This window comes from Streptomyces luteolus, assembly GCF_029968015.1.
In the GTDB taxonomy this organism is placed as follows: domain Bacteria; phylum Actinomycetota; class Actinomycetes; order Streptomycetales; family Streptomycetaceae; genus Streptomyces; species Streptomyces luteolus.
Genome location: NZ_JASCIS010000004.1, coordinates 20,263 through 39,218 on the forward strand (window position 1 = coordinate 20,263; position 18,956 = coordinate 39,218).

General features: G+C 70.9%; 21 protein-coding genes. 13 read left to right on the plus strand and 8 right to left on the minus strand.

Annotated elements, in window-relative coordinates; genetic code table 11:
* Nucleotides 1-87: 87 nt before the first annotated feature.
* The gene (gene mshD, locus QIT00_RS04615; RefSeq protein ID WP_282533778.1) at nucleotides 88-1,011 is read right to left on the minus strand and encodes a mycothiol synthase; all 924 of its coding nucleotides are present in this window, start codon (nucleotides 1,009-1,011) and stop codon (nucleotides 88-90) included.
* A 198-nt stretch (nucleotides 1,012-1,209) separates the two neighbouring features.
* Here mshD and QIT00_RS04620 point away from each other — a divergent pair, with 198 nt between their 5' ends.
* Nucleotides 1,210-3,009 carry a bifunctional metallophosphatase/5'-nucleotidase gene (locus tag QIT00_RS04620; protein WP_282533779.1) on the plus strand — a complete coding sequence of 600 codons (1,800 nt, stop codon included), beginning with the start codon at nucleotides 1,210-1,212 and terminating at the stop codon, nucleotides 3,007-3,009.
* Nucleotides 3,010-3,076: 67 nt separating this feature from the next.
* Nucleotides 3,077-4,405, plus strand: coding sequence for an LmeA family phospholipid-binding protein (locus QIT00_RS04625; RefSeq protein ID WP_282533780.1), 1,329 nt, complete (start codon nucleotides 3,077-3,079; stop codon nucleotides 4,403-4,405).
* Between the two features lie 10 nt (nucleotides 4,406-4,415).
* On the opposite strand, the gene QIT00_RS04630 is transcribed toward QIT00_RS04625, so the two are convergent.
* Nucleotides 4,416-5,264, minus strand: coding sequence for an alpha/beta fold hydrolase (locus QIT00_RS04630; protein WP_282533781.1), 849 nt, complete (start codon nucleotides 5,262-5,264; stop codon nucleotides 4,416-4,418).
* A 78-nt stretch (nucleotides 5,265-5,342) separates the two neighbouring features.
* Here QIT00_RS04630 and QIT00_RS04635 point away from each other — a divergent pair, with 78 nt between their 5' ends.
* Nucleotides 5,343-6,230, plus strand: a complete 888-nt coding sequence (locus QIT00_RS04635) for a phosphatidylinositol-specific phospholipase C (protein ID WP_282533782.1) — start codon at nucleotides 5,343-5,345, stop codon at nucleotides 6,228-6,230.
* Here the strand turns inward: QIT00_RS04635 and QIT00_RS04640 are convergent.
* Nucleotides 6,189-6,518, minus strand: coding sequence for a sulfatase (locus QIT00_RS04640; RefSeq protein ID WP_282533783.1), 330 nt, complete (start codon nucleotides 6,516-6,518; stop codon nucleotides 6,189-6,191). The two genes, QIT00_RS04635 and QIT00_RS04640, sit on opposite strands and share 42 nt — an antisense overlap.
* Before the next feature lie 328 nt (nucleotides 6,519-6,846).
* Here QIT00_RS04640 and QIT00_RS04645 point away from each other — a divergent pair, with 328 nt between their 5' ends.
* From QIT00_RS04645 to QIT00_RS04655, 3 genes are read left to right on the plus strand one after another with little or no spacing between them, the layout of a single operon-like run.
* Nucleotides 6,847-7,671, plus strand: coding sequence for a helix-turn-helix domain-containing protein (locus tag QIT00_RS04645; protein WP_282533784.1), 825 nt, complete (start codon nucleotides 6,847-6,849; stop codon nucleotides 7,669-7,671).
* Nucleotides 7,668-7,865, plus strand: a complete 198-nt coding sequence (locus QIT00_RS04650; protein WP_282533785.1) for a DUF397 domain-containing protein — start codon at nucleotides 7,668-7,670, stop codon at nucleotides 7,863-7,865. Before QIT00_RS04645 ends, QIT00_RS04650 begins: the two co-directional genes overlap by 4 nt.
* A complete protein-coding gene (locus QIT00_RS04655; RefSeq protein ID WP_282533786.1) occupies nucleotides 7,862-8,065 on the plus strand; it encodes a DUF397 domain-containing protein in 204 nt (67 codons plus the stop codon). Before QIT00_RS04650 ends, QIT00_RS04655 begins: the two co-directional genes overlap by 4 nt.
* Before the next feature lie 14 nt (nucleotides 8,066-8,079).
* Here QIT00_RS04655 and QIT00_RS04660 read toward each other — a convergent pair whose 3' ends face one another.
* From QIT00_RS04660 to QIT00_RS04680, 5 genes are all read right to left on the minus strand, one after another.
* Nucleotides 8,080-9,504, minus strand: a complete 1,425-nt coding sequence (locus QIT00_RS04660) for a HAMP domain-containing sensor histidine kinase (protein WP_282533787.1) — start codon at nucleotides 9,502-9,504, stop codon at nucleotides 8,080-8,082.
* Entirely contained in the window at nucleotides 9,501-10,232 is a 732-nt protein-coding gene (locus tag QIT00_RS04665) for a response regulator transcription factor (protein ID WP_282533788.1), read from the minus strand. Before QIT00_RS04665 ends, QIT00_RS04660 begins: the two co-directional genes overlap by 4 nt.
* A 414-nt stretch (nucleotides 10,233-10,646) precedes the next feature.
* Complete coding sequence (locus QIT00_RS04670; protein ID WP_282533789.1) at nucleotides 10,647-11,675, minus strand: S1C family serine protease; 1,029 nt, start codon at nucleotides 11,673-11,675, stop codon at nucleotides 10,647-10,649.
* Nucleotides 11,676-11,780: 105 nt separating this feature from the next.
* Nucleotides 11,781-12,803, minus strand: coding sequence for a LacI family DNA-binding transcriptional regulator (locus QIT00_RS04675; protein WP_282533790.1), 1,023 nt, complete (start codon nucleotides 12,801-12,803; stop codon nucleotides 11,781-11,783).
* Between the two features lie 23 nt (nucleotides 12,804-12,826).
* Complete coding sequence (locus QIT00_RS04680; protein ID WP_282533791.1) at nucleotides 12,827-13,663, minus strand: winged helix-turn-helix transcriptional regulator; 837 nt, start codon at nucleotides 13,661-13,663, stop codon at nucleotides 12,827-12,829.
* Nucleotides 13,664-13,942: 279 nt separating this feature from the next.
* On the opposite strand from QIT00_RS04680, the gene QIT00_RS04685 reads away from it, so the two are divergent.
* The 7 genes from QIT00_RS04685 (at nucleotide 13,943) to QIT00_RS04710 (ending at nucleotide 18,903) form a co-directional block, all read left to right on the plus strand.
* Nucleotides 13,943-14,845 (plus strand): alpha/beta hydrolase, encoded by a 903-nt coding sequence (locus QIT00_RS04685; RefSeq protein ID WP_282533792.1) that lies wholly within the window; start codon nucleotides 13,943-13,945, stop codon nucleotides 14,843-14,845.
* Nucleotides 14,846-14,872: 27 nt separating this feature from the next.
* A complete protein-coding gene (locus tag QIT00_RS04690) occupies nucleotides 14,873-15,127 on the plus strand; it encodes a MoaD/ThiS family protein (protein WP_282533793.1) in 255 nt (84 codons plus the stop codon).
* Nucleotides 15,128-15,137: 10 nt separating this feature from the next.
* Entirely contained in the window at nucleotides 15,138-16,262 is a 1,125-nt protein-coding gene (locus tag QIT00_RS04695; RefSeq protein ID WP_282533794.1) for a hypothetical protein, read from the plus strand.
* 174 nt (nucleotides 16,263-16,436) lie between these two features.
* Nucleotides 16,437-17,171 carry an LmeA family phospholipid-binding protein gene (locus tag QIT00_RS04700; RefSeq protein ID WP_282533795.1) on the plus strand — a complete coding sequence of 245 codons (735 nt, stop codon included), beginning with the start codon at nucleotides 16,437-16,439 and terminating at the stop codon, nucleotides 17,169-17,171.
* A 341-nt stretch (nucleotides 17,172-17,512) separates the two neighbouring features.
* Nucleotides 17,513-17,593 carry an Ms5788A family Cys-rich leader peptide gene (locus QIT00_RS38890; RefSeq protein WP_351229977.1) on the plus strand — a complete coding sequence of 27 codons (81 nt, stop codon included), beginning with the start codon at nucleotides 17,513-17,515 and terminating at the stop codon, nucleotides 17,591-17,593.
* Nucleotides 17,594-17,753: 160 nt separating this feature from the next.
* The gene (locus tag QIT00_RS04705; RefSeq protein WP_282533796.1) at nucleotides 17,754-18,596 is read left to right on the plus strand and encodes a sulfurtransferase; all 843 of its coding nucleotides are present in this window, start codon (nucleotides 17,754-17,756) and stop codon (nucleotides 18,594-18,596) included.
* Between the two features lie 19 nt (nucleotides 18,597-18,615).
* On the plus strand, nucleotides 18,616-18,903 hold the full coding sequence (locus QIT00_RS04710; RefSeq protein ID WP_282533797.1) for a DUF1416 domain-containing protein: 288 nt from the start codon (nucleotides 18,616-18,618) through the stop codon (nucleotides 18,901-18,903).
* The last annotated feature ends 53 nt before the right edge of the window (nucleotides 18,904-18,956 follow it).

Genomic DNA, 18,956 nt, shown 5'->3' on the forward strand with positions numbered 1-18,956 from the left:
GGTGATCCAAAGAAGGGGCGGCGTCAAGGGCTGAAACCCTCGATGCCGCCCCAGCGCTCTTTCAGCGGAGCTGAGTTGCCAGGAGGCTCACGTCTCCGTGCGGTACATCAGGTCCGTCTCGTGCGTGCTGAAGCCGAGCCGCTCGTAGACCGAGACGGCCGCCTTGTTGTCCGCGTCCACGTACAGCATCGCCGTCGGAAGGCCCGCGGCCGCCAGGTGGCGCAGGCCGATCGCAGTGAGCGCCTTGCCGAGGCCGGTGCCCTGGGCGGCGGGGCGGACGCCCACCACGTACACCTCACCGAGGCCCTCCGGCGCGTGCACCTTCGTCCAGTGGAAGCCGAGCAGCTCGCCCTCGGCGTTCTCGGCCAGGAAGAAGCCCGCCGGGTCGAACCAGGGCTCGGCCTTGCGGTCGTCGAGGTCGCGCTGGGTGAGCGAGCCCTGCTCGGGGTGGTGCGCGAAGGCCTCCGCGTTGGCCGCGAGCCACTCCGCGTCGTCCTGCCCGGGCTCGAAGGTGCGTACGGTCACGCCCGCGGGCAGGGCCGGCTCGGCGATCGCATCGGGGCTCAACGGGCGCCGCATCTGCCGCAGTTCACGGAAGAGCGTGAGGCCGAGGACCTGCGCGAGATGCCGGGCCGCGGCGTGCCCGCCGTGCGCCCAGACCCGCAGCCGCTTGCCGGAGGAGGCGAGCAGCGCGGTGCCGAGGGCGCGGCCGTGGCCGTGGCCGCGGTGCCCCGGGTGGACCACGAGTTCACCGGCCGGGGCCTCGACCGGGTCGGTGTCCTCCAGCTGGGCGTACCCCACGAGCTGGCCGCCGACGTCGAGCAGGAGGTGCCGCACGCCGTCGCGCGGGCCCCCGCGCAGCTGCAGCCGGCCCTGCTCGGACACGGCCTGCTGGCCGTCGGCGCGGGCGGCGTCGGCGAGCAGCGCGAGCACGGCGTCGGCCTGTTCCTCGGTGAGCGCGTCGAGGGTCTGGATCGAACGCGGCGGGACCGCGGGAGCTGCGTCTGTCATGCCCTTGAGCGTACGTCGATTCGCGCCGGTAACCCCATGGGCGTGTCCGCGACCCGGCGGCGGTACCGCCGCTACGGGCCCTGGCAGGTCGGTCGGGCGACCCCGGGGGCAACCTGCTCGTAACCCGCCACCCCTGTTGCGCTACGCGCGTTGACTCTAGGCTGCACGCTCGACCGTGCGGACTGTGAAGGGGAACAGATGTCAGGCAGAGCTCAACGGCGCCGTGTCGGGGGCCGGTTGGTGGTGGGCGTCGTGGCGCTCGGCGCGAGCGCCGGAGTGCTCGCGGCGGCGCTGCCCGCGGGCGCCGAGGGGGCGCGCGGGACGGACCGGGGGCGCACGGTGGACGTGCAACTGCTCTCGTTCAACGACCTGCACGGAAACCTGGAGCCGCCCGCCGGTTCCTCGGGCCAGGTGACCGAGCGCCAGGCGGACGGCAGCGAGCAGAAGATCGACGCGGGCGGGGTCGAGTACCTCGCGACGTCGCTGCGCGAGGCGCGCGAGGGCCACCGCTACAGCGCGACCGTCGCGGCCGGTGACCTGATCGGCGGCTCGCCGCTGCTCTCCGGCCTGTTCCACGACGAGCCGACCGTCGAGGCGCTCAACAAGCTGGACCTCGACGTCAGCAGCGTCGGCAACCACGAGTTCGACGAGGGCCGCGCCGAGCTGCGGCGCATCCAGCGCGGCGGCTGCCACCCGAAGGACGGCTGCTACGAGGACGGCAAGACGTTCGAGGGCGCGGACTTCCCGTACCTCACGGCGAACGTGACGGACGAGAAGACCGGCAAGCCGCTCCTGAAGCCGTACACCGTGTGGAAGAAGAACGGGGTGAAGATCGGCTTCATCGGCCTCACCCTGGAGGGCACCCCGGACATCGTCTCCGCCGAGGGCATCAAGGGCCTGAAATTCCACGACGAGATCGAGACGCTCGACAAGTACGCCAAGGAGCTGGACCAGCAGGGCGTGAAGTCGATCGTGGCGCTCGTCCACGAAGGCGGCGAGCCGGCCTCGCAGGCGTACAACTACGACTGCGACAGCCCCGGCCCCGGCGACGGCGTCTCCGGGCCGATCACCGAGATAGCCAAGGGCGTCACGCCCAAGGTGGACGCCTTCGTCACGGGCCACACCCACCAGGCGTACGTGTGCAGCATCCCGGACCCTGCGGGCAAGCCGCGCCTGGTCACCTCGGCCTCGTCGTACGGGAAGCTCTACACCGACACGACCCTGACCTACGACCGCAAGACCAAGGACATCGTGCGCGCGGGCGTGAAGTCCGCGAACAAGGTCGTACGCCGGGACGTGCCCAAGGCCGCCGACATGACCTCGCTGATCGAGCGCTGGAACAAGCTGGCCGCGCCGATCGCGAGCAAGCCGGTGGGCTACATCTCCGGTGACATCCCGGGCCGCGGCGCGGGCACGCCCGAGCAGCCGCTCGGCGACCTGATCGCGGACGCCCAGCTCGCGCACGCCAAGTCCCTCGACGACAAGGCCGTGCTCACCCTGATGAACCCGGGCGGCATCCGCTCCGACCTCGTCCACAAGGCGAGCGGCAGCGAGGGCGACGGGGTGGTGACCTACGGCGAGGCCTTCACGGTGCAGCCGTTCAGCAACACCGTGAACCTGGTCGACCTCACCGGCGCCCAGCTGGTCACCGCGCTGAAGCAGCAGGTCAGCGGCGCGAACGAGGCCTCCCCGAAGATCCTTCAGGTTTCGGAGGGCCTCACGTACACGCTCGACATGACCAAGGCGGGCGCGGACCGCGTCGTCACCGACACGATCCGCCTGAACGGCAAGCCTCTGGACGAGTCCGCCACCTACCGGGTCGCCCTGAATTCCTTCCTCGCGGGCGGCGGCGACGGCTTCACCGAGCTCGGCAAGGGCAAGAACCCGCTGGTCGGCAGCGACGACCTGAAGGCGTTCAACGACTACCTGGCCGCCCACTCCTCGGCGGACCAGCCCATCGCACCGCCGAAGGCGGACCGCATCACGGTCGTGAAGTGACGCATTTCCTCCCTTACCCGTAGTAGGGGCTTGCTGTGGGGGGTGGCTCGCGTGGTCAGATGTGCCGATGCGCACCACCCCCCACCGCATATCCACACAACATCCAGACAGCGTTTACGAAAACAGGTCCGGCGAGGGCTACGAGAACAGGTCTGGCGAGGGCTACGAGAACAGGTCCGGCGACGTCTACGACAACAGGTCTGGCGACGGCTACGACAACAGGTCCGGCGACGTCTACGAGAATCCGTACGACGAGCTGGCCGCCCTCGCGGGCAACCCGCTGGACGAGTTCCTGCACGAGGAGCCGGACGACGACGAGGACTGGGCGCCGCCCAACCACCGCCGCTCCGGCCGCCGGAAACGCAACCGCTTCGCCGGGCTCCCGCTCGCCGCGAAGATGGTCGTCCTGCTCGTGGTGGCCGCCGCCTTCCTCGGCCTCGGTGACCGCTGGGCGCTTCTCTACACCGAGCACGAGGCCGCCGCGAAGCTCAAGGACGCGATGCACCTCAGCGCCGCCCCCGAGGTCGACATCGACGGCTTCCCCTTCCTCACCCAGGCCCTCGACGAACGCCTGGACACGGTCCGCATCACCGTCCCTGACGTGGCCGCCGACCGCGTCTCCCTCGCCAAGGTCGGAGCCACCGCCCACGACGTACGGATCAAGGGCGGCCTGCTTGACTTCAAGGGCGCCGAGATCGGCTCCATGGACGGCGAGGTGCTGCTCTCCTTCGACGACCTGAACCGTGAACTGGGCGCCTCCCAGGTCACGTTCACCGCCCGCGGCCACGACCGGGTGATCGCCCGCGGCACCCTGCCCGTCGCCGGGCACGATCTGCGGGTGGCCGCCGAGGCCCGCATCCAGCGCAGCGGCGACCACGGCATCGCGACCCGGATCGGCGGCATGCGCCTCGACATCGGCGACCTGGCCACGTACCGCCCCGGCACCGGGCCGGACGAGGGCCTCCACCTGAGCCGCAAGTCCGCGGCCCAGCTCCGGCACGAGACGGACAAGCTGAAGGCCCTCTTCCGGGTCGACGCGGTCGTCGAGCGGCTCGGCGTGCCCGACTCCGCGGTCCGCGCCGCGCTGCGCAACGAGCGGAAGCTCGCCGAACTCACCGGCTCCCCGCACTTCGTCCAGAAGCTGATGAAGCTCAACCTGATCGACGTGGCGATGGGCCACCCCTGGCTCCTGAAGAAGCTCGGCCTCGACCCGGCCCTCCTCGACGGCCTCACCGAACTCACCCGCCCCGCACTCGCCGACCGCCTCTCCCTCGGCTTCCAGCTCCCGAAACTGCCGGGCACCGGGGATGTACGGCTGCGCGACGTGAAGGTCGAGAAGGACGGGATCCGGGTGCGGCTCAGCGGGGTGGGGCTGACGTTCGACAAGAACCCGTAGTGACGAGTAACTAGTCCGTTCCGGCCAGGAATGCGCGTACGGCGTCGGCGAACTCCTCGGGCTTGCGGATATGCACCCAGTGGTCGCAGTCGAACGTGACGAGCGTGGTGTGCGCCCGCCGCTCCACCATGGCACGGGCCTGCGCGGTCGGCAGCACCTGGCTGCGCAGGCCGTGTACGAGCAGGGCGGGGTGGGTGGTGCCCAGCCACTGGTCCCAGTGGTCGCCCAGCACGTGCCGGTCCGAGTCGATCATGTCCTCCGGGTGGCAGCCGAGCCGCCAGCCCTCCCCGGCGGGCCGGAACCCGGGTTCGAGTAGCGGCGCCAACTCCCCGCAGGCGGCGCGGAGTTCCTCGCGCGTGGGCGCGGTGTACGGCAGTCCGCGCAGGATGGCGAGGGGCGGTGGTTCGACGACGGGTAGCTGGGCCGGGCCGTCGACGTTCACCAGGGCCCGTACCGTCTCCGGGGCCTGCGCGGCGAGGTGGCAGGCGTTGACCGCGCCGAGGGAGTGCCCGAGTGCGACGGCGGGGTTGAGCCCCAGGTGCGCGATGAGGGCGAGCAGATCGTCCACGTACCCCGCCCGGTCGTAGCGGTCCGCGCGGTCCGAGTCACCGTGGCCGCGCTGGTCCGGGGCGATCAACCGCCACGCGCCTTGCGGGGAGCACGCGTCGGCGCCGAGGGCTTCGGCGCTGAGGGCTTTGGTGTCGAGGGCTTCGGCGAGTGGGGCGAACTCGGCGCCCTCCCCGAGGTGGCCGTGGAGCGCGAGCAGCGGACGGCCATCTGCGGGGCCGAACTCCAGCCAGAAGAGCCGCCGTTGGCCGGGCAGGGTGAGATACGAGCGGCGCGGCGCGGAGGAGGCCATGCCCCCACCGTACGTTTGTCACTTACGTATCTGTTACGCATCTGTCGCCACACAGCCTCCTGTGCTTGCCTGCTCGGCATGACCACGACCATGAACCGACGGGGATTCCTTACGGCAGCGGCGGTCCTCTCCGCCGCAGGACTGCTCGGCTACGCGGGCACGGCACCCGCGCACGCCCGCACTCTGGGCACTCAGGACTGGATGGGCGGCCTCGGCGACGGAACCGCCCTGCGCACCCTCACCATCCCGGGCACGCACGACTCGGGGGCGCGTTTCGGCGGCCCCTGGACGGAGTGCCAGAACACGACGATCGCCGAGCAGCTCGCCTCCGGCATCCGCTTCCTGGACGTCCGCTGCCGCGCGATCGACGGCTCGTTCGCCATCCACCACGGCGCGTTCTACCAGGAGTTGATGTTCGGCGACGTCCTGATCGCCTGCCGCGACTTCCTCACCGCGCACCCGTCGGAGACGGTCCTGATGCGCGTCAAGCAGGAGTACTCGGAGGTGCCGGACGCGGAGTTCGGTGCGATCTTCACGGACTACCTGGATGTACGAGGCTGGCGCTCGCTGTTCGTCGTCGGCGACGCACTGCCCACGCTCGGGCAGGCCCGCGGCAAGGTGGTGCTGCTCGCGGACAACGGCGGCCTGCCGGGAGGGATCCGCTGGGGAGACGGGTCCGCGTTCGTCATCCAGGACGACTACATGGCGGAGCCCTTCGCCAAGTGGCCGCAGATAGAGGCCCACTTCCGGAAGGCGGCCACGGAACCCGGCCCCTGCTACATCAACTTCGTCTCGACCGCCGCGGCCCTCCCACCCCGCTGGAACGCGGACCGCCTGAACCCCCAGGTACACGAACTGCTTGACGGTCCGGGTGCCGAATGGCGGGGCTTGGGCATAGTCCCGATGGACTACCCGAACACGAGATCAGGCCTGGTCGAGACCTTGATCCGGCACAACGGCGCCTGAACTCGCCGGGATCCGGCCTCCCCGGCTCACCGCGATCCGCAGCACCTCGCGCAACGACTCCACGGCCCGGGCGAGCGCAAACCGCACAGCACGCTCCCCGGCCACGGAGTCGTCAAGCACGGCCCGCGCTCCCGCCAACACAGCCTCTCCACACTCCAGTTGCTCCTCCTCGATGTCGTCCGCGAGCCGACTGAGGGTGCTGTGCGGGTCATCGGAGCTGAGATAACAGGGCTTGCCGTCCTCCGAACTCCAGGGCAGCAGCCGCAGACGCAGATCGATGTCACTCACCGCCGCCCGACCTCCATCCCGTGGATACGACGCGGCCCCATGTCGAAGCCGAGGACCGCGAGCCGCAACTCCATCCGTCGGCGAGTGCGCCGCCCGAGCGGCAGGCCTCCGACCCGATGCCGCCCACGCGGCGGCAGAAGCAGGCTGAGCACGAGCAACAGGCACAGCAAAAGGGCGCGTTGAACCACGGCAGACTCCAGGCAGGGGAATGTTCGCTGAGCGGTGATTACCGTTCGTGTCTCGATGATTACGGCAAAGCCCTACGCTGCAACAGGGGTCCACCGTTGCCTGCTGAAGGGGCAACACCTGGCAACGGCAAGGGGGTTGTATGTCTGAATTGCTCGATATGGAAGGTCGATCGGGGCGTGAAACGCTGGCGCGGACCTTGAGAGGCCTGCGCGAGAAGGCCGGTATCTCACTCGGAAAACTGGCCGACGACACGGCCTACGACAAGAGCTACCTCTCCCGCCTGGAGTCCGGCCAACGCTTCTCGAAGCTGGGCGTGATGGAGGAACTCGACCTCTACTACGGCTGCGGTGACCTGCTGGTTTCCCGCTGGAAGGCGGCGAAGCGGGAGGTCTTCAAGGACGAGTTCAAGGGGTTCATGGACCTGGAGGAGACCGCCCGGGTGATGTGGAAGTACACGCCTGGTATTCCCGGTCTTCTCCAGTCCGAGGGCTTCGCTCAGGAGGTGTTGTCTGGGCCTCAGGCAACACCTGAGCCGGAAGGCTGGGTGGAGGAGCAGGTTGCGGCCCGCCTCGGACGGCAGCAGCTACTGAAACAAGAGCCCAGGCCGTACGTTCGCGTCATCATCGACGAATACGCCTTCAGGCGCCCAACTGCATGCGCGGAGGCCTGGGTAGAGCAGCTCCTGCACATCGAGAGCGCAGCACGGTGGCCGAATATCGTGATCCAAGTGCTCCCGTTCAAGGCGGGATTGCACCACTACATGAGCGATTCACTGACGTTACTGTGGCAGGAGGACGGGAGCGCTGTTGCCTACGTGGAGGGCAACACCAGTGGCGTGCTGATCAAGGACAACGCCGGTGTTCTGAACCGGCGCCTGTCCTACGATCGTCTCAGAGACCTGGCGCTGTCCCCGTCGGACTCACTCGCGTTCATGCGGGACGTCATAGAGGAGCACCGATCATGAAGAACACCCTCGACCTCAGCAACGCCGCGTGGCGCAAGTCGTCGTACAGCGCGGGCGGCGACAACAACTGCCTCGAAGTCGCAGACGGCTACCCCGGCGCCGTCCCGGTCCGCGACAGCAAGCGCCCCGAGGGCCCGGCGCTGGTGTTTCCGACGGACGCCTGGTCCGCGTTCATCGAGGAGCACCGGTCATGAAGCGGCCCCTCGACCTCAGCAACGCCGTGTGGCGCAAGTCGTCGTACAGCGCGGGCGGCGACAACAACTGCCTGGAGGTCGCAGACGGCTACCCCGGCGCAGTCCCGGTCCGCGACAGCAAGCGCCCCGAGGGCCCGGCGCTGGTGTTTCCGGCAGGGGCCTGGTCGGCATTTGTCGGCGCCGTACGGGCGGACCGCTAGCGCCGCCGGACCGTTCACGCCGTCGTCGGGTCCCCCGGCGGAGGCGTGGGCGCCCCCGGGAGGCGGATCACCGCCATCGTGCCCGGGCCGCCGTCCGGTGCGGGGCGCAGCTCCGCGGCGCCCCCGGCCTGCTGCACCGTCCGCGCCACGATCGACAACCCGAGCCCCGAGCCCGGCAGGCTGCGTGCCGAGGGCGATCTCCAGAACCGGTCGAAGACATGCGGGAGTTCGTCCTCCGGAATCCCCGGCCCACGGTCCCGCACGGTCAACTCGCCCCGGTCCAGGCGTACGTCGATCCGGCCGCCCGGTGGGCTGAACTTCACCGCGTTGTCGAGCACGTTCACGACCGCCCGCTCAAGCGCGGGCGCCTCCGCCCGTACGTACCAGGGCGCCAGCTGCCCCTCGATGGTCAGCTCGGGCCCCCGCAGCCGCGCCCGGTCTATCGCCGTCCGCACCACCGTGTGCAGCGCGACCACCTCGACCTTGCCCGAGCGGCCGCTCTCGTCCGGTCTGGACAGCTCCTGCAAGTCGCCGATCAGCGCGGACAGTTCCGTCATCTGCGCCTTCACGGAGGCGAGCAGCGCCTTGCGGTCCTCGGCCGGGATGGCCCGCCCGGTCTCCTCACTGCGGGCGAGCAGCTCGATGTTCGTACGCAGCGACGTCAGCGGCGTCCGCAGCTCGTGCCCCGCGTCGGCGATCAGCTGCGCCTGGCGCTCCTGCGAGTTGGCCAGGGCCGCGGTCATGGCGTTGAACGATCTGGACAGGCGGGCGATCTCGTCGTCCCCGTCCGCGGGGATGCGGACCGTCAAGTCCTCCGTACGCGCCACGTGCTCCACCGTGCCGGTGAGCTCGTCCACGGGCCGCAGACCCGTACGCGCCACCCACAGCCCGGCCGCACCGGCCCCGACGACACCGACTCCTGCGACCAGGGCAAGGACCAGGGTGAGGTCGCTGAGCGTGTCGTTCACCTCGGTGAGGGGGCGGGCGACGGAGACGGCGCCCTTGTAGCCCTCCAGCGGGTAGGTCAGGACGCGGTATTCCGTACCGGCCTCCGACTTGGTGTTGTGCAGAGCCTGCGGCGAGCGGCCGTCGGCCACCGCGATGTCGCTGCCTGCCACCTCGACACCGCTGCCGATGAGCGTGCAGGTGACCCCCTGCGGGTCGATGACCTGGATCGACAGCTTGAACGGGTTCACCTCCTCCGGCAGCGAGGGGCCCTGTGCACGGCACCGTGTCCCTTCCAGCTGCTGCAGCACCGTGGTGCTCGACACCCGGTTCTGCTGCAGGGAGTTGTCGAGGGAGTCGTACAACGCGCCCCGCACGATGAACCAGCAGGCGCCCGCGCTCGCCGCCACCGCGATCGCGACCGCCGCGGCCACGAGCAGGGCGAGGCGGGAGCGCAGCGGAAGCGAGCGCAGGCGCGCCACGGCACCGTTCATTCCGCCCCGCCCGCCCGCAGCACGTACCCCACACCCCGCACCGTGTGCACCAGGCGCGGCTCGCCGGCCGCCTCGGTCTTGCGGCGCAGGTACATCACGTACACATCGAGGGAGTTGGAGCTCGGCTCGAAGTCGAAGCCCCAGACGGCCTTCAGGATCTGCTCGCGGGTCAGCACCTGGCGCGGGTGCGCGAGGAACATCTCCAGGAGCGTGAACTCCGTACGCGTCAGCTCCACCGTCCGGCCGCCGCGCACCACTTCGCGCGTCGCCAGATTCATCCGCAGGTCGCCGAAGTCCAGGACGTCGGTGTCCTCGCCGTCCTGCGTGCCGAGCGTCGCCGCGTACGAACTGCGGCGCAGGAGCGCGCGGATACGGGCGAAGAGCTCGTCCAGCTCGAAGGGTTTGACGAGGTAGTCGTCGGCGCCGGCGTCGAGTCCCGTGACGCGGTCGCCGACCGTGTCACGGGCCGTGAGCATCAGGATCGGGGTGGTGGAACCGGTGGCGCGGAGTCTGCGGGCGGCGGTCAGGCCGTCCATGCGGGGCATCTGGATGTCGAGCACGATCAGGTCGGGCTGTGTGGCCGCGGCCTTCTCCACGGCCTCCAGGCCGTCCGCGGCGACATCCGTCCCGTACCCCTCGAACGCGAGGCTGCGCTGCAGGGCCTCGCGCACGGCGGGCTCGTCGTCGACGATCAGAATGCGCTGCTGGGCGGCTTCGGCGGGGCTCATGGGTGTCGGGTCCTCACGGGGTGTGCGGGGTCTGCCGGTGTCGTGCCGTCAGCCTCGCACGGAGTCGCGATGCTTGCGTCGGCCTGTGGAAAACCCCGTGCGTCGGCCTGTGGAAAACTCTTCGCGACGCGCCTTCTTCCCGTTCCCACCTGCGGCGACGCGAACTTCGGGCGCTCGCGTCGACCGGCCCGGTGGGTGCAGCAGGCCCGCGACGGCGAGCGCGAAGCCGGTGTCCGCGGGCCGCCCCCAGCCGATCGCCGCGGCCACGGCGTGCCGGACATGGTTCACGGGAACGGTGACCGGGCGGGTCGTACGGGACATGGGGTGCCTCCTGTGCGGTGCGGCGGTGCGGCGGTGCGGTGGTCCGGGGGTGCGGCGATGCGGCGGGTGGGCCAGTGGCGTCGGCGGCGCGCGTCAGTCCATCGACCCGGCGCGCAGCTTCGCCAGGTCGGCCTTGACCGTGTCGATCGGGATGGCGAAGCCGAGCCCCACCGAGCCCGAGCTGGACCCGCTGCCCGAACTCGGCGAGTACATCGCGGAGTTGATGCCGATGATCTCGCCGTTCATGTCGATGAGCGCGCCGCCGGAGTTGCCCGGGTTGAGCGAGGCGTCGGTCTGCAGCGCCTTGTACGTGGTCTTGGAGGAGCCGGTGTCGCCGTTGAACTGCCGCCCCTCGAACTCGAACGGCCACTGCCCGCCGCCCTGACCCGGTTCCTGGCCCTGCCGCTGGTCCTGCCCGCCGTCCTTGGACACGGTCACGTCGCGGTCCTTGGCCGAGATGATGCCGCTGGTCACGGTGCCGGTGAGGCCCTCGGGCGAGCCGATCGCGACGACCTGGTCGCCGACGTTGACGTCGTCCGAGTCGCCGAGCGTCGCCTTTTCGAGCCCGGACGCGCCGCGCACCTTGATCAGCGCCAGGTCCTTGTCGGCGTCGGTGCCGACGACCTCGGCGGTGTGCGTCCTGCCGTCGTTGGTGCGCACCTTGACCGTGGAGGCGCCGGAGACGACGTGGTTGTTGGTGATGATCTCGCCGTCGGAGGTGATGATCACGCCCGAGCCGGTGGACTCCCCGGAGGGCGTCTCGGCCTGGATCTCCACGATGCTGTCGCTCACCGCGTTCGCGACCCCGCTCACGCTGCCCTTGCCGCCGGCCGCCGCGTTGGTGCCGTTCACCCCGGTCGTCGCCGCGGCCGCGGTCTTCCCCCACAGCTCCTGCGCGGCGTACGCGGTACCGCCGCCCACCGCCGCCGCCCCGAGCGCCACGGCGGCGAGCAGCGCGACCGGCCCCCTGGCCCGCCGACGCGTCCGGCCGCGGTCCGCGGGGGCGGGGTCGTACGGGGGCGGCGGCGGGTACGTGCCGTACGCGCCGTCAGGGGACCCGGCGCTCGCGAAGGCCGGCTGCTGCTCGGGGTGCTCGCCGCTGTGGCGGAAGGTTTCGGTCATGCATCCGAGCTTCACCGGCCAGCATGAGAACCGTCTGAGTACGCCCTGAGAAGCCCGGCAGAACCCTGTATGCCCGATATAAAAGGCGCCGGCAGAGCCTCGGAACTAGTTGCAGCCGCAGGAGCGCCGTACGACCAGGCGCGAGGGGAAGAGCCGCAGCCGCTCCCGGCGGGAGCCGCTGACCCGCAGCGAGTCGTCGAGCAGCAGGTCGACGGCGGCGCGCGCCATGGCGGGGCGGTCCGAGGCGACGGTGGTGAGCGGCGGATCGGTGAGCGCCGCCTCCTTCACGTCGTCGAACCCGGCGACGGCCAGCTCGCCCGGCACGTCGATCCGCAGCTCACGCGCGGCGCGCAGCACGCCGATGGCCTGGTCGTCGGTGGCGCAGGCGATCGCGGTGGGCCGGTCGGGCGCGGACAGGATCCGCAGCGCGATCTCGTACGCGTCGTAGCGGTTGTACGGCGCCTCGAAGAGGCGGCCCTCGGTGGGGATCCCGGCCTCGGCCATCGCGCGGCGCCAGCCCTCGATGTGGTCGGCCACCGGGTCGCCGATCGTGGGCGTCGACTCCGTGATGCCCAGGCACGCGACGTACGCGTGACCGTGCTCCAGGAGGTGGCGGGTGGTGAGCTGGGCGCCGCCGATGTCGTCCGTGACGACCGCGACGTCCTCGATGGCCTCGGGCCGCCGGTGCAGCAGCACCACGCGCGCGTCCCAGGCGTCGATCTCGGCGGCCGCGTGCTCGCTCGGGCCCTGGCTGACCAGGATCAGGCCGGAGACGCGCATTCCGAGAAACGCCCGCAGATAGTGCACCTCGCGCTCGTCGAGGTAGTCGGAGTTGCCGACCAGGACCATCTTTCCGCGCTCGGCCGCGGCCTGTTCCACCGCGTGGGCCATCTCGGCGAAGAACGGCTGCCGCGCGTCCGGCACGATCATGCCTATGAGGTCGGTCCGCCGCGAGGCCATGGCCTGGGCGACCCGGTCGGGCCGGTATCCCAGTTCCTTGATCGCGGCGAGCACCCGCTCGCGCGTGGCCGGGGCGACCGGCCGGGGTCCGTTGTTGATGACGTAGCTGACGACCGCGGTCGACGTCCCCGCCAGTCTTGCCACATCGTCACGCGTCACCTTGGCCACGCACGAAGTCTACGCGGGGAGAGCTAACTCCTTGCAGGTCGCGTACCGGCTTCCACCGGCCGTTCGGCGTCCCTCCGGGTGACAGATGCCGCAGAAGCCGCATCCCTGCCCGTCGAGCGCGGGGTCTGAGGGCCCTCGGCCTTCGGACGGGCCTCCCTGGCCTTCTCGGCGTCCGCCTTCCGCTCGACCTTCTCCGGCGTCACGAAGCGGTAGCCCACGTTGCGCACGGTGCCGATCAGCGACTCGTGCTCGGGGCCGAGCTTGGCGCGCAGGCGCCGTACGTGCACGTCCACGGTGCGCGTACCGCCGAAGTAGTCGTAGCCCCAGACCTCCTGGAGCAGCTGCGCGCGCGTGAAGACCCGGCCGGGGTGCTGCGCCAGGTACTTCAGGAGCTCGAACTCCTTGAAGGTCAGGTCGAGCACGCGGCCCTTGAGCTTCGCGCTGTACGTCGCCTCGTCCACGGAGAGGTCGCCGTTGCGGATCTCCATGGGGGAGTCGTCGCCGGTGATCTCCTTGCGGCCCATCGCGAGCCGCAGCCGGGCCTCGACCTCGGCCGGTCCCGCGGTGTCCAGGAGCACGTCGTCGATGCCCCAGTCGGCGGTGACGGCCGCGAGGCCGCCCTCGGTCACGACCAGCACGAGCGGGCAGCCGGGGCCCGTGGAGCGGAGCAGCTGGCAGAGGCTGCGCACCTGCGGCAGGTCACGGCGGCCGTCGATCAGGATGACGTCGGCACCGGGGGTGTCGACGAGTGCGGGGCCCTCGGCGGGGGCCACGCGCACGTTGTGCAGGAGCAGGCCGAGAGCGGGGAGAACCTCCGTCGACGGCTGAAGTGCGTTGGTCAGGAGCAGCAGAGAGCTCATCGCGACCCACCTGCCCGGGTCGGGTGACTGTCGTGCACGGTTTGCTCGCCCATTACGTCGGTTCCTCCTCGGTCCCTGCGCTGGGGGCATCTCCCACGCCGTGTGAGGCAGTGGGGGAGTTGCGGCACTGCTTCGAACGCGCACAGCCGGTGGTACTGGTGCGGCACCCGCGCCCTGGGTCCCGCCGCTCTTCCGCTCCGGTACTGCGAACCGTCCCGAAAGCACGAAAGGACCCGGGGGCTGCGCTGCCCAGGTCCTTCACACAGGAGAATAGCCCACATGAGCAACGGATCGGCAGGGCGTGTGACGCGAACTACTTCGTGGCGGTCCCGTCGGGCGGGCACGGAGCGCGCCGACGGAGGCACGCTCCGTACCACTCTGCGGGCCGCCGACGGCGTCCCCGTGGACGCCCTCTACGAGCCCGGCCCGCAAGGCGTCGAGGGCCCGGCGATCGTCCTCGCGCACGGCTTCACCGGTGATCTGGAACGCCCGCACGTGCGCCGCGCGGCGGCGGTTCTCGCCCGGTACGCGAGTGTCGTCACGTTCACCTTCAGGGGGCACGGGAAGTCGGGCGGTACGTCGACGGTGGGCGACCGCGAGGTGCTCGACCTGACGGCGGCGGTGTCCTGGGCGCGCGGCCTCGGTCACGCGCGCGTGGTGACGGTCGGCTTCTCGATGGGCGGTTCGGTGGTGCTGCGGCACGCGGCCCTGCACCGCGCGGAGGCCGCCGCCGAACCCGGCGAGGGGCGTACGGACGCGTACGCCGACGCGGTCGTCGCCGTGAGCGCCCCCGCGCGCTGGTACTACCGCGGTACGGCCCCGATGCGCCGACTGCACTGGCTGGTCACCCGGCGGTCGGGGCGGGTGGTGGGCCGGCATGTCCTGCGCACCCGGATCCACCCCCGCGAGTGGGACCCGGTGCCGCTCTCGCCGGTCGAGGCGGTCCCGCTGATCGCGCCGACGCCGCTCCTGATCGTGCACGGCGACCGCGACCCGTACTTCCCGCTCGACCATCCGCGGATGCTCGCCGACGCCGCGGGCGGCTCCGCCGAGTTGTGGCTCGAACCCGGGATGGGGCACGCGGAGAACGCGGCCGGTGAGGAGCTGCTCGTCCGGATCGCGGGCTGGGCCACGAGGTTTTCCACAGGCTGCTCGGGCCGGGACGCCGAGCACGGATACTGAGTCGTAGCAACGAAAGGAGCGCCCGCCATGGCCAACGGCACCATCCGCTACTGGGCGGCCGCCAAGTCCGCCGCCGGTCTCGCCCACGAGCCGTACGACGCGGTGACACTCGCCGAGGCGCTGGACGCCGCCCGCGAGCGACACCCCGGCGAACTCGTCCGCGTCCTGCAGCGATGCTCGTTCCTGGTCGACGGTGACCCGGTGGGGACCCGTGCCCATGAGACGGTGGCGCTTGCCGAGGGCGGCACGGTCGAGGTGCTCCCGCCGTTCGCAGGAGGGTGAGCCGCACGCGATGAGTCAGCAGCCGTATGAGCCGTACGAGTCGTACGACCCGTATCAGCAGCAGCCGCAGCAGCAGTACGAGGAGGTGCGCGGCCACACCCAGACGTTCCAGGGGCAGACCTGGGACACGGGGACGGCGCACCAGCACCCTCAGTACGAGCAGTACGAGCACCCCCCGTATGCGCAGTACGAGCAGTACCAGCACCAACCGCAACAGGCGCCCGAGTACCAGCAGCAACCGCAGGCACCCGCCACCGACACCCACACCGCCTACCTGCCCCCGCAGGGGCAGCAGGGGCAGCCCGCGCCGACCGGAGCAGCCCCGGTCGCCCCGGCCACCGCACCCGCCGCACCCGCCGCGGACGCGGATGAGCCGCGGCTGACCTACGCCCAGCGGGCCCGGCTCGAAGGGCGTTCGCCGATCATCGAGCCCGGTCTGAAGCCCGCCGGACTCACCGCCCTGCTCGCGCTGCTCCTTGCGGGCGGCGCGGCCCTCGGCTCGTACGGACTACTGGTGCCGCTGCTGCTGCTGCAGGCGCTGACGGCGGCCGGCTGGTTCCGGCTGAACGGCATGTGGCCCGCGCGGCAGGGCATCGCGCTCGCCTTCCTCGGCGGGGTCGTCGCGGACGCGCTGGTGCTGATCGCCGGCCGGGAGTACGCGCCGGGGGCGATCCTCGGCACCTGCGGCGTCTGGGTGCTGCTCACGCTCGTGCTGCAACTGCGCAGCCACGCGGGCGCGGACGAGCGGATGTACGGACTGATGGCCACGGTCTCCTCGGCCGCGCTCACGATCCTCGCGGGCGGCACCCTCGCCGCGGCGCCCGAGGCGGTCTCGGCCGGCGCGGTGGCGGTGGCCGTCGCGGTGGTGGCCCGTGCGCTGCCGCTGCCCGGTGCGGCCTCCGTCGTGGTGGCGGTGCTGGCCGCGGCGGGCGCGGGCATCGCGGTGGGCGGGATGACCGACATCGGGGCGGCGGGTGCGCTGCTCGGCGCCGGTGCCGGGGTGTGCGCGCTGGTCGGCCTGCGGGTGGCGAGCTACGACTACCCGTCGCGGTTCGTGCACATGACCGCAGGGGTGGCCCTGCCCCTGACGGCCGCGGTGCCGGCGCTCTACCTCCTGGGCCGGGTCGTGGCCTAGTCAGGAGTCGTGGCCTGGTCAGGAGACGAACGGGCCCGAACTGCCCCGGTTGTCACAGCTCTTCGACAGGTCCCCCGTCGCGCTTCCACCTGGAACCCGCGGCGGGGGACCGGTCGTTTAGGCTCGCGAACGTCCGTACCGGCGGGGGAATTTCATGGGGGGAAGCACCGAACCATGCGTGCACTGCGAATACTTCTCATCATTGTGGTCGTGCTCGGCGGTCTCTTCGTCGCGGCCGACCGGATCGCCGTCGGCTACGCGGAGGACAAAGTCGCCGAGAAGCTGCGCAGCAGCGAGGGCCTGCAGAAGGACCCGGAGGTGGAGATCGAGGGCTTCCCGTTCCTGACCCAGGTACTCGGCGGCGAGCTGGACGACGTGGCGATCGGGATCGACGACCTGGAGGCGTCCAGCGGCGCCGGGAAGGTCAGGATCGCCGAGCTGGACGCGCAGATGCACGGCGTCGCGTTCTCCTCCGACTACAGCTCCGCGACCGCCGCCCAGGCCACGGGCTCCGCGCGGATCTCGTACGACGAACTGCTCAAGGCCGCCGAGGTCGAGCCGGTCGAGGTCGCTCCCGGTGTGACGGCGAAGGTGGTCGGCCTCTCCGACGGCGGCGACGGCAAGATCAAGGTGTCGGTCCAGGCGACCGTCCTCGGCCAGACCCTGCCGGAGCCCGTCGAGGTCGTCAGCTCGGCGAAGGTGGAGGGCGGCAAGACCGTGCAGGTGCACGCGGACAAGCTGCCGAAGCTGGGCGCCGTGCCGGTCGCCGAGGAGCGGATGCGGCGGATCACCGATTTCCAGCAGGTGGTCGACGGACTGCCCGCGGGCATCGAGCTGGACAAGGTGGAGGCGGAGAAGGACGGCGTGCGGATCACTGTGACGGGGTCGGACGTGAAGCTGGCGGGCTAGGGCGCGGCTTCCGGAGGACGGCCCGCACCGTCGGCTCGCGTACCGTCGATCGCCCTGCGGGCTCGTCCTCAAGCGCCGGACGGGCTGGATTTCGCCCTGCGGGCTCGTCCTCAAGCTCCCCCAGCTACCGCTGGGAGGTGCCCCCAGGACCGGCTGAAATCGCCCCGTGCCCGCAATGCGAGACAGCCCCGTCCGGAAATCAGTCGTCACGCGGACCCCGCCGCCCCGGATCCCCCTCACACGGGCCCCGGGGCGGCTTTCGTATCGCCATAAGGACGATCGCGTCTCATGATGCGACACGCCGGTGACACGGCCGCCGATCCCTCCCTACGATCGGGGCCATGAAGCGACAGGCGGATCTCACGAAGCGGCGGGCAGTCGACCTGTGCCGCGTCGCCGCCATGCTCTGTCGCCCCGTCTGAGCGGGAGCTCCAGCTCCCGTATCCCCCCGGGCCCTCCGACGTCGAACCGGCGTCCCACCGGGCCGCCCCGTGCCACGTACGCCGCGCCGCCGCCGCGTACCCGTGCCCCGCACGCACCACCCCTCGCGCATCCCCGCAACTGCCCCGGAGGAGAACAAGCATGAGCCGCAGCGACGTCCTGGTCGACGCCGACTGGGTCGAGGCCAACCTCGACAACCCGCAGGTCGTCCTCGTCGAGGTCGACGAGGACACCTCGGCGTACGACAAGAACCACATCAAGAACGCGATCCGTATCGACTGGACCAAGGACCTGCAGGACCCGGTCCGTCGTGACTTCATCGACCAGGAGGGCTTCGAGAAGCTCCTGTCGGCGAAGGGCATCGCCAACGACTCCACCGTCGTGCTCTACGGCGGCAACAACAACTGGTTCGCGTCCTACGCCTACTGGTACTTCAAGCTCTACGGCCACCAGGACGTGAAGCTCCTCGACGGCGGCCGCAAGAAGTGGGAGCTCGACTCCCGCGACCTGGTCGACGGCTCCGAGGTCCCGAGCCGCCCGGCCACCGCGTACAAGGCCAAGGCGCAGGACACCTCGATCCGTGCCTTCCGCGACGACGCCGTGAACGCGATCGGCTCGCAGAACCTCGTCGACGTCCGCTCGCCCGACGAGTTCTCCGGCAAGCTCCTCGCCCCGGCCCACCTCCCGCAGGAGCAGTCGCAGCGCCCCGGCCACGTGCCGAGCGCCCGCAACATCCCGTGGTCGAAGAACGCCAACGACGACGGCACGTTCAAGTCGGACGACGAGCTCAAGAAGCTCTACGAGGACGAGCAGGTGGACCTCGCCAAGGACGCCATCGCGTACTGCCGCATCGGTGAGCGCTCGGCCCTGACCTGGTTCGTCCTGCACGAGCTGCTCGGCGTCGAGAACGTCAAGAACTACGACGGCTCGTGGACGGAGTACGGCTCCCTCGTGGGCGTCCCGATCGAGCTCGGCTCCAACTGAACCAGGAGGACAGTGACTTATGTGTGGAGCACAGGTCGGCGGCCCCGACGCCGCGACGATCAAGCCCGGTGAGACCACCATCCAGGGCCAGGTGACCCGCGACGGCGAGCCCGTCACCGGTTACGTGCGCCTCCTGGACTCGACCGGAGAGTTCACCGCCGAGGTCCCGACCTCCGCGACCGGACAGTTCCGCTTCTACGCGGCCGAGGGCACCTGGACCGTACGCGCCCTCGTGCCCGGCGGCACCGCCGACCGCACGGTCGTCGCGCAGACCGGAGGCCTCGCCGACGTCGCCATCGCCGTCTGACGTACGGCACCGCTTGAACGGCCGGAGGGCCGCACCCCTGGGGGTTGGACGCT

Coding starts and splice junctions, on each gene's coding strand:
- QIT00_RS04630 (WP_282533781.1), bottom strand. CDS start 5,264: ATGGCCTCCTCCGCGCCGCGCCGCTCGTATCTCACCCTGCCCGGCCAA.
- QIT00_RS04620 (WP_282533779.1), top strand. CDS start 1,210: ATGTCAGGCAGAGCTCAACGGCGCCGTGTCGGGGGCCGGTTGGTGGTG.
- mshD (WP_282533778.1), bottom strand. CDS start 1,011: ATGACAGACGCAGCTCCCGCGGTCCCGCCGCGTTCGATCCAGACCCTC.
- QIT00_RS04705 (WP_282533796.1), top strand. CDS start 17,754: ATGAGCCGCAGCGACGTCCTGGTCGACGCCGACTGGGTCGAGGCCAAC.
- QIT00_RS04635 (WP_282533782.1), top strand. CDS start 5,343: ATGACCACGACCATGAACCGACGGGGATTCCTTACGGCAGCGGCGGTC.
- QIT00_RS04655 (WP_282533786.1), top strand. CDS start 7,862: ATGAAGCGGCCCCTCGACCTCAGCAACGCCGTGTGGCGCAAGTCGTCG.
- QIT00_RS04625 (WP_282533780.1), top strand. CDS start 3,077: ATGCGCACCACCCCCCACCGCATATCCACACAACATCCAGACAGCGTT.
- QIT00_RS04650 (WP_282533785.1), top strand. CDS start 7,668: ATGAAGAACACCCTCGACCTCAGCAACGCCGCGTGGCGCAAGTCGTCG.
- QIT00_RS04685 (WP_282533792.1), top strand. CDS start 13,943: ATGAGCAACGGATCGGCAGGGCGTGTGACGCGAACTACTTCGTGGCGG.
- QIT00_RS04660 (WP_282533787.1), bottom strand. CDS start 9,504: ATGAACGGTGCCGTGGCGCGCCTGCGCTCGCTTCCGCTGCGCTCCCGC.
- QIT00_RS04710 (WP_282533797.1), top strand. CDS start 18,616: ATGTGTGGAGCACAGGTCGGCGGCCCCGACGCCGCGACGATCAAGCCC.
- QIT00_RS04700 (WP_282533795.1), top strand. CDS start 16,437: ATGCGTGCACTGCGAATACTTCTCATCATTGTGGTCGTGCTCGGCGGT.
- QIT00_RS04695 (WP_282533794.1), top strand. CDS start 15,138: ATGAGTCAGCAGCCGTATGAGCCGTACGAGTCGTACGACCCGTATCAG.
- QIT00_RS04670 (WP_282533789.1), bottom strand. CDS start 11,675: ATGACCGAAACCTTCCGCCACAGCGGCGAGCACCCCGAGCAGCAGCCG.
- QIT00_RS38890 (WP_351229977.1), top strand. CDS start 17,513: ATGAAGCGACAGGCGGATCTCACGAAGCGGCGGGCAGTCGACCTGTGC.
- QIT00_RS04665 (WP_282533788.1), bottom strand. CDS start 10,232: ATGAGCCCCGCCGAAGCCGCCCAGCAGCGCATTCTGATCGTCGACGAC.
- QIT00_RS04690 (WP_282533793.1), top strand. CDS start 14,873: ATGGCCAACGGCACCATCCGCTACTGGGCGGCCGCCAAGTCCGCCGCC.
- QIT00_RS04680 (WP_282533791.1), bottom strand. CDS start 13,663: ATGAGCTCTCTGCTGCTCCTGACCAACGCACTTCAGCCGTCGACGGAG.
- QIT00_RS04645 (WP_282533784.1), top strand. CDS start 6,847: ATGTCTGAATTGCTCGATATGGAAGGTCGATCGGGGCGTGAAACGCTG.